Origin of the sequence: Pseudomonas sp. CP4 (genome assembly GCF_047758505.1) — a bacterium.
GTDB lineage: Bacteria > Pseudomonadota > Gammaproteobacteria > Pseudomonadales > Pseudomonadaceae > Aquipseudomonas > Aquipseudomonas fluorescens_AO.
The window spans coordinates 2,079,268-2,093,027 of record NZ_CP180489.1 but is presented as its reverse complement, the minus strand read 5'-3'; the positions used below and the strand labels follow the sequence as shown (position 1 = coordinate 2,093,027).

Here is a 13,760-nt window from a genome sequence, read left to right as displayed (position 1 = left end):
GAATCTTAAGAGCTTCGCGAGCAGGCTCGCTCCCACAGGAGGAATACAATCCAATGTGGGAGCGAGCTTGCTCGCGAAGAGACTTTAACGGCCGCCCATGATCGCGATGTAGTCCTGCGTCCAGCGGCTATACGGTACGAACTTGTCGCCCTCAGCCTGTGGGGTTTTCCAGAAAGCGATCTTGTCGAACTGATCAAAACCATTGGTCTTGCAGCCCTCAGCACCGAGCAGCTCGCTTTCCTTGCACGCTGCTGGCACCGCCGGCAACGAACCAAACCACGCCGCCACATCACCCTGGACTTTCGGCTTCAGCGACCAGTCCATCCACTTGTACGCGCAGTTCGGATGCTTGGCCTCGGCGTGCAACATGGTGGTGTCGGCCCAGCCGGTGGCGCCTTCTTTGGGGATAGTCGAGGCGATCGGCTGTTTCTCGTTGATCAGGCCGTTGACCTGATACGGCCAGGCGCTGGATGCGACCACACCTTCGTTTTTGAAATCGCTCATCTGCACCGTGGTGTCGTGCCAGTAGCGGTGAATCAGCGGCTGCTGCGCGCGCAACAGATCGAGCACGGCTTTGTACTGAGCTTCGGTGAGTTGGTACGGATCCTTGATGCCCAAATCAGGCTGGGTCGATTTCAGGTACAGCGCCGCGTCGGCGATATAGATCGGGCCGTCATACGCCTGCACGCGACCCTTGTTCGCCTTGCCATCGGGCAGATCCTGCGCGGCGAACACTACGCTCCAGCTGCTCGGTGCCGTTTTGAATACATTGGTGTTGTACATCAGCACGTTCGGGCCCCACTGGTACGGGGCGCCGTAAGTCTGGTGGTTGACCACGTACCATGGCGCGTCTTTCAGACGTGGATCGAGGGATTTCCAGTTCGGGATCAAGGCCGTGTTGATCGGCTGTACACGCTTGCCAGCGATCAACCGCAGCGATGCATCCCCGGACGCTGTGACCAGGTCGTAACCGCCCTTGGCCATCAGGCTGACCATCTCGTCGGAAGTCGCGGCGGTCTTGACGTTGACCTTGCAACCGGTTTCCTGCTCAAAACCGCTCACCCAGTCATACGCCTTGTCGCTCTCGCCCCGTTCGATGTAACCCGGCCACGCCACGATATCCAGCTGACCTTCGCCGGCGCCGACAGCCTTCAACGGCTCGGCGGCCTGCAAACTGGCGCTGGCCAGGATGGCCGTGGTGATTGCACTGAGCAGTGCGGTCTTGTGCACGAACATGGTTGATCCCTCTTCTTCATATTATGGTCGGGGCAGTGGTGAACGCGGTGCAGCGTGCCGTGGGCGGCTTGTTATTAGCGTAGTCAGAGATGGCCGTGGCGGGGCGGGCGTGTCTCGACATCGGCGATGGAGATTTCGTGCTGGGCTGAAGTGTAGATCGGTTTTTTCAAGGTCAGCCGCGGACTTCAATTCCGAATGCAAGCAACATCTCGAAGCACACTCGCGCGGCCGCTTCGGGCACTTTCGCACTAGGCTGAGGGCCTTACAGATCCGGATAACCCCTGTTTGGAGGCGGAACATGAACACCCGTGGATTGCTCGATCAACTGCTCAAATCCGGCCAGGATCTGCTGCAGAACAAGGCTGGCGGCGCGTCGAACAAATCGGCTGCCGGTGGGCTGGGCGGCTTGCTCGGCGGCTCGTCAGGCGCCAGCGGCCTCGGCGGTCTGCTCTCCGGCGCAGGCGGAGGCGCACTGGCGGCCGGCGCCATGGGCCTGTTGCTCGGCAACAAAAAAGTGCGCAAGGTCGGCGGCAAAGTCGCGATCTACGGCGGCCTCGCCGCACTCGGTGTGCTCGCCTACAAGGCCTACGGCAACTACAACGCGCAAAAAGGCAGCGCCCCTCAAAACGAACCGCAAACCCTCGACCGCCTGCCACCGGCGCAAGTCGAACAACACAGCCAGGCCATCCTCAAAGCCCTGGTCGCCGCCGCCAAAGCCGACGGCCACATCGACGAGCGCGAGCGCGAACTCATCGAGGGTGAATTCACAAAACTAGACAACGACCAGGAACTGCAACACTGGCTCCATGCCGAGCTCAACAAACCCCTCGACCCCACCGACGTCGCCCGCGCCGCGAGCACGCCGGAAATGGCGGCAGAGATGTACATCGCCAGTGTGATGCTGGTGGATGAGGAGAGTTTCATGGAGAAGAGCTATCTGGATGAACTGGCGCGGCAGTTGAAATTGGAGCCGGGGTTGAAGGTGGAGTTGGAGAGGCAGGTGCGGTTGGCGGCGGTTTGAATTATGGGTTTGAGAAATCGCAGCGTTGAGTTGCGATTTTTCCGTCTGCGGGATTGAGGAAACCAGAGTTAGACAAATGAGAAAGACAAATGAGAAAGACAAATGAGAAAGACAAATGGGGACAGATTTATTTCTCGTGATTAGAAAATAAATCTGTTCCATTTTTCTAAAAATATGTTGGGTTTCGTCGAACAATTTAGAGGTTCTCAATGTTGGTTGGGCCACCGTCATCAATGAGTTTCCTCATGCGACGATTATAGAGTTCAAGGTCCTGAGCATCATTGTTGGCTTCGATTGTTTCTCCCAGAAAAACCATGATACGTGAGATTTTCTGTTTCTCACTTTCAGTCGTGTCGCACACGAGATCAAATCCGTCTTTTGACAAGAAAGGGTATTTGTTTCTTAGGTAATAATAGCAGCCAATGTTTTCAAGCAAGTCGCTGGCGTCTTTTTTTGTCAGCTCAACCGAATTTAAGTATTCGCTAAATGCATCTTTCAATATTTCGATCGAGGTTTCTAGCGGCTCTAAATAGGTGCACAGTCCTTGCCAATTTATGATATGCAACTGGGTTCCCCAGTCAGGATCTCTTGTGAAATATTGGTCACTACCTTTGAAGTAGGCAGGGAACTGATTTTTGTTCAAAGCTATTTCAAAGTTTGTTGTCATTGAGGTTGTTCTCAGTTGTCAAGTTGGCTTGGCAAGCAAATCTGTACCCATTTTAATTTTTTATTTCGGACTGGTCAAAATCTAATTGTGTCTAGGTTGTCAATATGCGCGGTTAGCTTTTCAAGAAAAGCCTTTTCGCTGCTGAAGTTGTTGTTGGCAATCATATCTAAGAACCAAGTGGAGTCTAAAACTGTAAATATTTCAGTCCACTCTGGACTTCTAGCTTTCCATTCGGGCATGACGTTCGCGGCAAAGCCGTGGCCTTTGCCTTGGGATAAGTGAAAATAGTTGTCTTCGAATGAGTAGCCTATAATTTTCGGCCAGTTTGAACTGTGCAGAAGATTTGGCTCCATATCCTTTCTAGCAATCACATAAAAAATTCTCATCATTCTTCAGGAGGTATCTGTGGTTTGTCGAAGTTGGCTGTGCGTGGGGTTGGGTGGATTTTTTTTTGCTCCGCTGTCACCCATTTTTAATGCGTGCTTAAACCAAGGGCTAAAATTTTTGGTTTGTTCAACAGGGCATGTCATGTATCAGTGCACGATGGCGTAAAAATTTAGCATTATACGCTCTGCTCAAAAAATTTCGAGATTAAGCAGGCAACCCTTCAGTTTTAACCGCTTGATCTCGTCGTCAAACTTGTATTTTGGCGATTCTTTGTTTTTTGTATCGTGCTGCTGTCTAAGGAGGCGAAATAATTTCCCTGTATTTTTCTTGCTTTGTTCATCAAGGCTTTCAATTAGGTCGTAATTAGTGGCTGACAGAAACGCGATTTTGTTTTTAAGTGTGTAGTAAGCGCTTATGTTTGAAAGCAATGCCTCTGCATCTGAATAGTCTTCTTTTAAATGTTTTGCGTAATCTTCGAATATGGTCGTTAACAGGCTTTGTGCTGCTTTTTGATTTTTTAAAACTCCACACATTTCCTGCCAGTTGCTGATGAAGAGATGGTCTCCCCAGTCGGATCCGCGGGAAAAATACTTTCCAGTCCCTTTAAAGAAGTCAGATGTTTCATGAAGTTCTAAAGCCGTCTCAAAAGTAGTCTTCATTGAGCTTTTTCCAGCCATCAAGGTTTGTCACAAAACGTTCCAATGTCAATGCTTTGATGAGCATTTTTTGAATCACGAATTTGTGGATTCGGAACCTAAGTATGCTCTAGCTTGGGAATATACCGGTGTCATTATTTTTCTAAGAACGGTTGGCTGTCATTTAGAGTTAGCAGTCCAAGTCAAAAGCATGCGACTGTGAGGGCCGCAATCGGCTGAAACGAGATACCTATCCCGAAAAAGGGCTAGAGCCTTCCCGAGAAAATAGCAAGTTCGGCTCGTCAGAAATTTTTTAGGTCGCAACTCCGCGGTCTGCGCCTGGCTTGAACATGAGAGATTCGTCTTCTTGTCTAGCTTTACAGCGCTCTACAAAAATCAGTGCTGCAGACGGATCTTTAAGAAAGAGTTCGTACGACTCTTTGCTTATTTCGTAATACTCATCATAGTCAACCAAGCGGTTGTTAACATGGATAGAAACATAATACGTTCCACTAACTGCTTCTATTCCTATGGTAAATCGCTCGTCTGTATTGATAGAAGTGTCATTGAATTTCATGATCATCCTCTTATAGAGACAGTGGTGATATTTCAAATTTTGGTGCAAGCGAGCCTTTAGCGTCGACTATTGCTTCACTGTTTCCATCTGGCAATTTTCGACCCGGAATCCATAGGTCGTTATCGCCAGCTTCATTTCCTGATGGAATTCTTGGTCCAAGTCCGCGTTCGTTTTCGATTTCACTGATCAGAAGAAGTGATAATTATTTTTCGGCTGGGGCGTTCCTTGAGCTAAGTTATAATTACGGTAGCACTGAATCGCTATGACGACAGTCTGGCCGAGTATAATCATAGTGCCGAACGCCTTTATCGAGCCATTGTTTGGGTTTCGCTTTTCAAAGCGAACATCAGCATCGTGTAGTAGCTGTGAAAAAAGAAACTTCGCTATTTCTAAATCAGGTTAAATGCACTGTGTCACTCCCAACGCCCTAGCATGATGTGCGCAAAGTCGGAGAGGGGATGCGCACGGTTGTTTTCGTCCCTTTTTCTACTCACGCCCATAAACCAATAAAATCATCAAAGTTATTAGAAACTAAGTGGGTTTTACTTGAGTTTGGGTCAAAAATTTCAACCGTAATTGAGGGCGTATTGAAATTCAGGCAAACAAGGTAACCGCCCGCATCCCGTGCGATAGGGACCAATCCATTCGGAAGCCCTGGGGGTTTTCCTGCCCCTGAGTACCATGAGATGGTATACGGGGTTGCGTCGGGCGAAAATGAAAAGAACTCGCTTATGCAAGTTCCTTCGTCGTCATATGAAAATGAAGACACCTCAGGAGAGGCTTCGTCGGAATATTTAACTAAGTCCAAGTAGGACTCTGGGAAAATTACACCAAGTAGTTTTTCTACTTGGGAAATCGTATTGGCATCCACTGAGGATCCCTGTTCAATCCCGAAAGTACTCCAGTCAATCTTCATGTCAGCCCTCCGTAATTATTTCTTTCCATCCGCAAAGCCCCCTTTGTTTCCGGGGTGGAACATCTTCTGCCAAAGAGCATTCCATTGAGGACCTTTCGATTGTTCATGTTGATAGCGCCATACCAGCTGGAGTGTATCCGTTCCCGGTACGTGATGCCATGTGACCTCCTTACCAGGGCTAATGCCTTTGGTTGGTATCTTGGTGCCCTTTACACGTCTGAATCCTGGCACCATGGTTTCCATTATTTTATTAAAATCTGCATCAGTATCGGCTGACTTTAAGAGGCTTTCGTTTGCAACCTTGAAATGTTCTGCGCGGTTCGGAACTGCTAGCACATCCGGGCCAATTTTGGTCTCGTATAAAACGCTATATGCGTGGGGATCCAATGGCGTCGCCATACCGCTTAGTGCTTCATTACGGTTTGCTGCAACCGGATCCACTGCTCCGGCAGTTTTTGCCTTGCCTCCATCCGCCTCTAGGCACTCCAATCCCAACGGATCCACCCACATAGTGGGGTTAGGGACGTATTGGTAGTTGTTCAACCCTCCTGCGAGTTTGAACGGATCCGGCGTCAGAAACCGCCCAGTTCCCGGATTGTAGTAACGATGGCGGTTGTAATGGAGGCCCGTCTCCGCATCGAAGTACTGACCTTGGAACCGCAGCGGGTTGTCGATTTCACTGACATCCAATGCCGCGAGGTTGCCATAGGCACGGTACTTCGCCGACCACATGATTTCGCCGCTGTAGTCGGTGAGTTCTTGAGGGGTACCGAGGTGGTCAAGTTGGTAATAGAACGGCGTTGCCTTCAGGGGGCCTTCGCCGTCGAGCATTGCCAGAGGACGGAAACTGCCAGGTTCGTAGATATAGCTGCGATACCGGTTTTCTGCGCTTTCTGCGATCAGACGTTCGCCTTGCCATAAGAACTCGGTGGTACGGCCGTCGACCGTTTTTTCGATACGGCGGCCGAAGGCGTCGTACTTGTAGCTAGCTGTGCTTCCGCCTGGCAGGCTGACGCCGATCAGGCGATGCTGGCGGTCATAGCGGTACTCGGTGACGACTTTCTGGGCGGCGCCGCGGCGTTCGCGAATCAGATTGCCGTAGGCGTCGTAGTCGTAATGCCGGTCACCCTGCATCAACAGGCGGTTGCCTTTGACGTTGGCGAGGTTGGCGGTGCCTTCGTTGGTTTGGCCAAGCAGGTTACCCGCCGGGTCATGGGCGAAGCTTTCCGGTGTGGCGCCGCGCACGCTGATCAGACGATCGAGTGGGTCGTAGTGATAGCTGCGATTGCCTTTGCGGCTATCGTCGACGCCGGAAAGGTTGCCAATGGCGTCGTATTCATAGCGACGCTGGAACAGGTTCTTATCACGCTGACTGACGCTGTGTGCTTGCAAACGACCTTGTTCGTCGTACTGGTATTGGCTGAGCAATAGTCCTTGTTGGCGTTGTAGTTCGCGACCGGCGCTGAATTGGTGGCTGGTCAGGCGAGAACCGTTGAGGTCGATGCTGCTCAGGCGCCCACCGGACAAATGACGGTAGTCGAGCGTGCTTCCATCGGGCAGGCGACAATGGCTCAATTGGCCGACGCTGTCATATTCGTAACGTGTGGTGCCCCAGCCTTGGTGTTCAGTGATCAGGCGGTCCTGTACATCGTATTCATATGCAAGCGGCCAATGACCATCATCAATATTTACCAAGCGACCCAGTGCGTCGTAGCTGTAGTGAATCTCTTCGCTGTCGGGCAGGGTTTTGACCAGGAGGCGACCGGAGGCGTCGCGCTGGTATTCGGTGACCAGTTCGCTGCCGTCGTCGCCGAATTCGGTTTTCTTCAGCAACTGGCCTTTGAGGTCATACTCGTAGGCAGTGCGGCGACCGTCGAAGCCGATTTCTTGCTGGATCAGGCCATTTGAGTAGTAGTCGAGCTGATAGCGTTCGCCGCGCTCGTTCTCAATCTCGGTGAGGTTGAGTTGCGAGTTGTCGTAGCGGTAGCGAAGTTGGCTGCCATCCGGATTGATGCGGCGGCTGACCAAGTGCAGGTTGTCGGCGTATTCGTAGCGAGTGATACGGCCCAGCTCGTCGCGTTCGGCGGTGACTTTGCCGTAGGCGTTGTAACTGAAAGTGCGTGTCGTGCCACCGGGTAAAGTGATCTGCGCCAAGCGCTGCGCTGCGTCCCATTGATAATGGGTGATGGCGCCGCTCTCGTCTTGGCGGGTGATCAATCGGCCGAATGAATCGTAGCGGTACTTGCGCTGGCCTCCATCGGGCAGACGTTCTTCAAGCAATTGCCCAAGGCCGTTCCAGTCGAGCTGATGGCGGCTACCGTCGGGGTGGGTAATTTCCAGCAAGCGGCCTCGGCGGTCATAGCGGTAGCACGTCTCATTGCCGTCGGGGTCGGTCTGCTGGGTGATGTCGCCCTGAAGGTTCCGCTGGTATTTCCAAGTGGCCTTGCCCCGACGGACTACTCGTATGAAACCGTTGTGATACTCGTAAGTAGTCGGTTGGTCTTCAGGGGGAATGATTGCGACCAGGCGTCCGGCTTCGTTGTATCGATATTCTGTGATGGCGCCAAGAGGGTCCTTTTCAGCAATTAGCTGACCTTTTTCATCATAGGCTCTTTGTGTTTCTGCACCATCCGGACCGGTCTCGCTGACCAGTCGAGCGTTTTTATCGTGGACGTAAATCTGCTCGCTGCCGTCTGCATTAGCGACAGTAACTGTGCCTTCATCGTCCCAAACATAACGCGCATCGATCTGCGCAATATTGGACCACTGACGAGTACAACGGGCCCACTTGCCTTCGCGTTCCCACTCCCAGTGAAAGCTTGCGCCGCCGGCCAGTTGGCGCTGTTGGATTACATGCTGCTCGTCATAGTGATAGTGCTCGACTTCCCCAACGGCATTGGTGGCGCTTATCAGTTGATTACGCTCGTTGTACTTATAGCTAACCAGTGTCTTGACCGTCTGCCACGGGTCTTGGCGTTCGCCTCGTTCGTTGTACTCCTGACCTAATTGTTGGTAGTCAACGGCGACAATATGGCGATCTTCATAGCGCAGGAGCAAAGAACGTCCCGCTCCGTTATCGATGCGCTGGATGCGATCAACCAAGTCATAGCTGATGTGCAATTGGTTGTCGTAGGCATCGCTAATGGTAGTCAGGCGTCCGGCGCGGAAATGATAAAAACGTGTGTCCTCTCCGGCCTGAGCCAAGATCAATTCGCCTGGCGCATCCCCTATGAAAATCGCCGCCTCGGAAAGGCTATTGGTGATGGACGGACGCTGTTCGTTAGGTAGAGGGAACTCGGTCCGACGGTTTTCGTTGTCAGTCCACAGCACGACGTCATCGCTGATTTGTAAACTATGTGATAGCGGATGGCTCCAGCCGAAGCCTAGACGGTTGTCGATCTCTACCGCGCTGGTGCGGTAAAGACGTACCCATTCCAGCGGTAGCAGGCCGTCCAATTTTCCATCAGTGAGGGTTAGTAGTTCCTCACCGGTGACCATCGAAATGGGGTCGCCCTCGCAACGGGTTTTGGATTTGCACTGTGCCGCTTGATTAGCCGGGTTCGTGGACTGCTTAGGTGCGTCATTAACCGGTTCGTTTTTCACCAGCAGGCTTTGCGGTTCTGTTTTCTTCCGAGCAAACACCGAGGCGTTCGGCTCCTTAAGCGTGGGGGTATCAGCGGTCTTGGGAAGAGGCACAGGGCCACCACCAGTATCAGTAACACCGATGGAAAGAGGTGCCTTCTTACCTGCGTTCAGTGGAACATCCTTGGCCTTGAGCATTACAGGCTTGGAAAGCTCTGTATGGGCCGGAAGGCTATGTTTGCTGCTAGCCGACATCAACTGTTCAGCCAAACCCTCAAGGTATTTGAGTGCTCCCCCAGGCTTCATTTTGCTCAGGGCCTTGGTCCCCAACCGCACGGCAAGGCCGGCTCCGCCCGTAAGACAGATACCGATGACTACGTTGATCAGGAACTCGACGCCGATGCTTGCGATCACGTTGACGATCACCTGCGGCGGCAGCATGCCCACCCAGGCCACAATTGCCGAGATGTAGATAAACATCAGCGGTTCGTCGTTGAGTATCAACAAGGCAGAGGCAATTGCGTCTTTGGAGGTCGCGTAGAGCTTTTCGAGTTCAAGGTCTGATAAGTAGTCGCGAAGCTTTTTGGCATTCCCTATCGGATCGGCCAGAAGACCGACAAGGTTTTTCAAGTCATCCCATAAACTGAGTAGCGCCTGCTCGAAGCTATCGAGCGCTTCTTTCAGCAGAATCATCGCGCGACCCGCACGATCCGCCGCAGAGTAGGTGCTCCACTGCGCTTGGAACTTGCTCGCCCACTCGCTTCTCAACCAGCCGTCGAGATCGCTGATCACACCTTTATAAGAACCATAAAGAGCTTTGACATCGCTTTCGGAGACGTCTGGAAAAAAGGTGATGCGATAGTGTTTCCCCGGGATGCAGTTATCGATAGTTTCGATACCACTGGGGCCAATCTTTTTATTGATCGGGGCTCCTACCACGGAGTAGCCAATCATTGCTTTTTCGACCTGTTCGATGCGCACCGGGGTATCGCCGATGGGCACGTAGCGTGCGGTCTCGAATGCATGGATCAGCGTAAACTTGCCATCCTTTGGACACACGGCAAAGGTCTCGACTGCCCCTGTCCTGGTTCTACGCTGCGTAACGCTGACCTCATTGCCAACCTTGAATTTCTGGTCGACGTCCATAGCCCAGCCTGTCCAGAAACCATCCGCCCAATTTTTGTAGTCGCTCAGGCAATTATTGAAGTCTTTAAGGATCAGGTTAACGTCGGGAGCTTTGGCGTCCAGTACCTGAAGAACCAAGGTTCCCAGTGGGCTGCTAATCATGCGTTGACTTCCTTTGTCAGCTGCGCGGCGAGGCGCTCTGCCATGTCTTCGGTATTCGGTTGATGTCGGACGAAGCGTTCGACTTTGCGGCGCAGGTTGTTTTCAGGAAATGCGAAATACAGCTCAGGACAGTCTTCACCCAGCCACTGCATCAGGTTGTCGATGACAGTGTTTAGGTCGCCCTCGGCAAGCTGTTTGAGTAGCTTCTCGGGCACCTCCCACCACGGCCAGTCCCGCACCTTCGGCAAAACCCGTGTCCCAACCTCCAGCGTTTGCCCATTGATCAGATACCGCTCAAACACCGGCAGTACTTCCCCAGCCTTCTCCCCAAGCCCCTTCAAAATCGGGTAGATGTGCCGCCCATCCCAGAAGCGGAAAAACACCTCCGTCCCGTCAGGCATCTTCACCTGTGTCAGGCTGCGCAGGTGCTCGAACACGTCGTTCGGTTCGGCGCGTGAGACGGCCAGCCAGCCCCAGTCGAGGACGTCGGTTTCGGCGATCCAGGGCAGGAGTGCCGAGTTCGGTTTGAGTTCGGTGACGTAGGGCATCACCGGTTGCCAAGTGGAGTAGGGTGTGCCGCCCCAGATCGGCAGGAGCTGGGCGGTGGGTTCGGTGAGGTACAGGGTTTTCAGGGCGTCGGCATCGCTCGCCGCACTGATCACCAGATACAAACGCTCGCCACTCTGCAACGGCTGTTGCGCCAGCCAGTCTTTGGGTGTCAATCGATCAGATGGCACAGGCACCTGCCTTGCATTTTTCGCATTCTTCGCAGAACGGCGCGTTGCGTTTGAGGGTGTTGATCTGGGCCGGGGTCAGGACCTGGCCGGCCTTGTCGGCATCCGCCTGTTTCAGCACGCCGGGCATCAACGGCGCGGCGCCCGTACCAACGCCGGGGCTGCCGCCGGAGTTCATGTTGATTACCGGGCCGCTCAAGGTCACGCCGCCGGCGTCGATCTTGATGAAGCTGCCGCCGCCGACCAGAGTCAGTTCCGCGCCAGCCTCCATGACCACTTTCATGCCGCTGCTCAGGTGGATTTCCTGGCCGGCGTCGATGAACTGGCCGGTGCCGATCTTGATGTGCTGATTCACACCGACGGTGAGGTGGTCGTTGGCGCGGGTTTCGACTTTGCGGTCGGCGTAGACGGTGTGGTGTTCTTCGGCCTTGAACTCGGTGTAGCTGTTTTGCTCGACGGTGTCGTGGCGTTCGTTGCCGACGCGAATTTTCTGGTCGTGCTCGATGTTTTCGTCCCAGTCGCGCTGGGCGTGCAGGTAGATCTGTTCCTGACCTTTTTTGTCTTCGATGCGCAGTTCGTTGTAACCACCGCCGCCCATCGAGCTCAGGGTCTTGAAGGTGCTGCGGGTCTTGTTGGCCGGCAGCGCGTACGGGACGGTGTTTTCCTTGTGGTACAGGCAGCCGCTGATCAGTGGTTGATCGGGGTCGCCTTCAAGGAAGGTGACGAGCACTTCCATGCCGATGCGCGGGATGGCGATGCCGCCGTATTGGGCGCCGGCCCAGGCGCTGGAGACGCGCAGCCAGCAACTGGTCTTGTCGTCGGCCTGACCTTCGCGGTCCCAATGGAACTGGACTTTGACCCGGCCGTATTCGTCGCAGTGGATTTCTTCGCCTTTCGGGCCGGTAACCACCGCGCTCTGGCTGCCGAGGATGCGCGGTTTCGGGTGGCGCAGCGGCGGGCGATTGGGTACGTCCCACGGGGTGGCCTGAAAGCGGTTGCGATAACCCTGATGGAAATCGTCTTTCAGCGCGGTGGTGTCGCTGGTCACCGACTCCTCGAGCACTTGCGGCTGCTTGCCTTCATGCAGGACTTCGGTGAGCAGCCAGAGGTCGTTCCACTTGGCTTTCGGGTGTTCGGTCAGGGCGAGGAAATGGCCGCTGACCAGCAACGGCTGATCACTCTTGCCTTCGGCCAATTGGAAGTCGCTGCGATGGCGTTCGAGGGCGCGTTTGGCCAAATGTTTGCCGCGCTCGCGGTCGATGAAGCGGCCCGGGTAATCGTAGTCTTCGAGGTCGGGCAGGGCGTCGCCACGGTTCTCGCTTTCCAGGGTCAGGCGCGGTTTTTCGAAGTCGTAGTCGCGGCGGGTGGTGCGGCTGGTGCGGGTTTCCAGGCGCAGGTCGAAACGCTTGATCACCGGGTTGCTGGCGACCATGCCCGAGTCTTGCTGATAGGGCACAGGTGCCAGTTTCGGGAACACCGTCTGGTCATCGCCGAAAACGAGCTTGTGCGCCGTGGCGCTGTGCTGGAAGTGGAAGTGAATGCCTTCCTCTTCGCACAGGCGCTGGATGAAGTGCAGATCCGACTCGTCGTATTGTACGCAGTAGATGCGTTCGGGATAGATCGAGCCGGTCTTGAATTCGTAGGCGTTGCCTTGAATGCCGTGCTCTTCCAGCACCATGCCGATGATTTTCGGCACCGTGAGGTTCTGGAAGATGCGCTGGTTGATGCGGTGCGCCAGATACGCCAGTTGCGGGCGCAGGGTCACCGAATAACGGGTCAGGCGCTTGCCGGAATCGCCTTGCGCGGCGCGGTAGATCAGGCCATGAATGCCGCTGCCGTCAGGAGACAGCTGCAGAAAGGCCGGTTTGTGCAGCAGGGTTTCGAGGTCCAGCGACGGCTGCTCACTGACCAGCTCCACCTCAAAGACAAAAGGCTGGCTGATGGCTTCCCGTCCGGTGAGGGTAAACACCTGGAAATCGGCGGAAAGCCCTTCGATGGTCAGGGCAAAGTGGGTTTCATTGGCCGGCGCGAACATCCCTTGTTCCTCGTGCTGTACAGCGGCGCCCGTCGACGGCCGCAAAAAAGCGGCTCAACGTACGCGAAATTCTGGAGGGGCGTAAACAACATCGACCAGCAGAGCTGGCCGATGCGTGTAACGGTCAGCCGTAATTAAACGACTGGAGCACGCCAGTCATCGGAACCCGAAGTACCGGATACTTCGTGGGTCCAGGTGATTTTGCGGTAGGTGAACTGCACTTCTTCCAGGTGGGTGAAGTGCGCGTTGCCTGGATCCTGGCAGTTGTGCATTTTGTTGTTGATGGCGACGATGATCGCGTCTTCCAGTTTGGTGGTGTAGTAGTGCTCTTGGGTGCCTTGAGCCGAAGTGCGGTACCACTGGATAACGATTTCGCTCATGCGCTCGCCGGAAGTCAGTGCTGCTTGCAGCAGTGGCGAAGCCTTGTCGTAGACTTTGGTGATCACAACTGGCTTGTGAACGCGCTGACCGGTTGGCTGACCGGATTGCGGGTCACGCGGGATGATCACGTCGTGGGTGAAAGCCTGAACCATGACCTGGTCTTCGTGGCCTTCCTGGTAGGTGTTGCCAACGGAGTCGGCGGTGAAAGCGCCGGCAGTGATCAGGCCTTGTTTTTCGCCGGTAACCGACATGTACGCTGGTGTTGCCATGGGGTGCTCTCCTTGCGGATAAAGTTAGGGTGC

At 54.2% G+C, this 13,760-nt stretch carries 11 protein-coding genes; 1 reads left to right on the top strand and 10 read right to left on the bottom strand.

The genetic code is table 11. From position 1 onward, the window contains the following. Nucleotides 1-84: 84 nt before the first annotated feature. The gene (gene ydcS, locus ACMYUN_RS09415) at nucleotides 85-1,236 is read right to left on the bottom strand and encodes a putative ABC transporter substrate-binding protein YdcS (RefSeq protein ID WP_415763547.1); all 1,152 of its coding nucleotides are present in this window, start codon (nucleotides 1,234-1,236) and stop codon (nucleotides 85-87) included. 298 nt (nucleotides 1,237-1,534) lie between these two features. Here ydcS and ACMYUN_RS09410 point away from each other — a divergent pair, with 298 nt between their 5' ends. Beyond that, complete coding sequence (locus ACMYUN_RS09410) at nucleotides 1,535-2,257, top strand: tellurite resistance TerB family protein (RefSeq protein WP_415763546.1); 723 nt, start codon at nucleotides 1,535-1,537, stop codon at nucleotides 2,255-2,257. Nucleotides 2,258-2,453: 196 nt separating this feature from the next. Here the strand turns inward: ACMYUN_RS09410 and ACMYUN_RS09405 are convergent, their stop codons facing one another. The 9 genes from ACMYUN_RS09405 to ACMYUN_RS09365 all read right to left on the bottom strand — a co-directional run bounded on the left by ACMYUN_RS09405 (nucleotide 2,454) and on the right by ACMYUN_RS09365 (nucleotide 13,727). Next, entirely contained in the window at nucleotides 2,454-2,924 is a 471-nt protein-coding gene (locus ACMYUN_RS09405; protein ID WP_341639164.1) for a hypothetical protein, read from the bottom strand. A gap of 74 nt (nucleotides 2,925-2,998) precedes the next feature. Then, on the bottom strand, nucleotides 2,999-3,310 hold the full coding sequence (locus ACMYUN_RS09400) for a hypothetical protein (protein ID WP_415763545.1): 312 nt from the start codon (nucleotides 3,308-3,310) through the stop codon (nucleotides 2,999-3,001). A gap of 189 nt (nucleotides 3,311-3,499) precedes the next feature. Further along, a complete protein-coding gene (locus tag ACMYUN_RS09395) occupies nucleotides 3,500-3,970 on the bottom strand; it encodes a hypothetical protein (RefSeq protein ID WP_341639166.1) in 471 nt (156 codons plus the stop codon). A 289-nt stretch (nucleotides 3,971-4,259) separates the two neighbouring features. After that, nucleotides 4,260-4,523, bottom strand: a complete 264-nt coding sequence (locus tag ACMYUN_RS09390) for a hypothetical protein (protein ID WP_394599341.1) — start codon at nucleotides 4,521-4,523, stop codon at nucleotides 4,260-4,262. A 490-nt stretch (nucleotides 4,524-5,013) separates the two neighbouring features. Next, nucleotides 5,014-5,439, bottom strand: a complete 426-nt coding sequence (locus tag ACMYUN_RS09385) for an SMI1/KNR4 family protein (protein WP_341639168.1) — start codon at nucleotides 5,437-5,439, stop codon at nucleotides 5,014-5,016. Between the two features lie 15 nt (nucleotides 5,440-5,454). Then, nucleotides 5,455-10,308 carry an RHS repeat-associated core domain-containing protein gene (locus ACMYUN_RS09380; protein WP_415763544.1) on the bottom strand — a complete coding sequence of 1,618 codons (4,854 nt, stop codon included), beginning with the start codon at nucleotides 10,306-10,308 and terminating at the stop codon, nucleotides 5,455-5,457. Then, a complete protein-coding gene (locus ACMYUN_RS09375) occupies nucleotides 10,305-11,045 on the bottom strand; it encodes a DUF4123 domain-containing protein (RefSeq protein WP_341639169.1) in 741 nt (246 codons plus the stop codon). The genes ACMYUN_RS09380 and ACMYUN_RS09375 overlap by 4 nt, the downstream gene beginning before the upstream one ends. Continuing rightward, complete coding sequence (gene tssI, locus ACMYUN_RS09370) at nucleotides 11,035-13,077, bottom strand: type VI secretion system tip protein TssI/VgrG (RefSeq protein ID WP_415763543.1); 2,043 nt, start codon at nucleotides 13,075-13,077, stop codon at nucleotides 11,035-11,037. Before tssI ends, ACMYUN_RS09375 begins: the two co-directional genes overlap by 11 nt. Nucleotides 13,078-13,211: 134 nt before the next feature. Further along, complete coding sequence (locus ACMYUN_RS09365; RefSeq protein WP_007949952.1) at nucleotides 13,212-13,727, bottom strand: Hcp family type VI secretion system effector; 516 nt, start codon at nucleotides 13,725-13,727, stop codon at nucleotides 13,212-13,214. Nucleotides 13,728-13,760 lie beyond the last annotated feature (33 nt).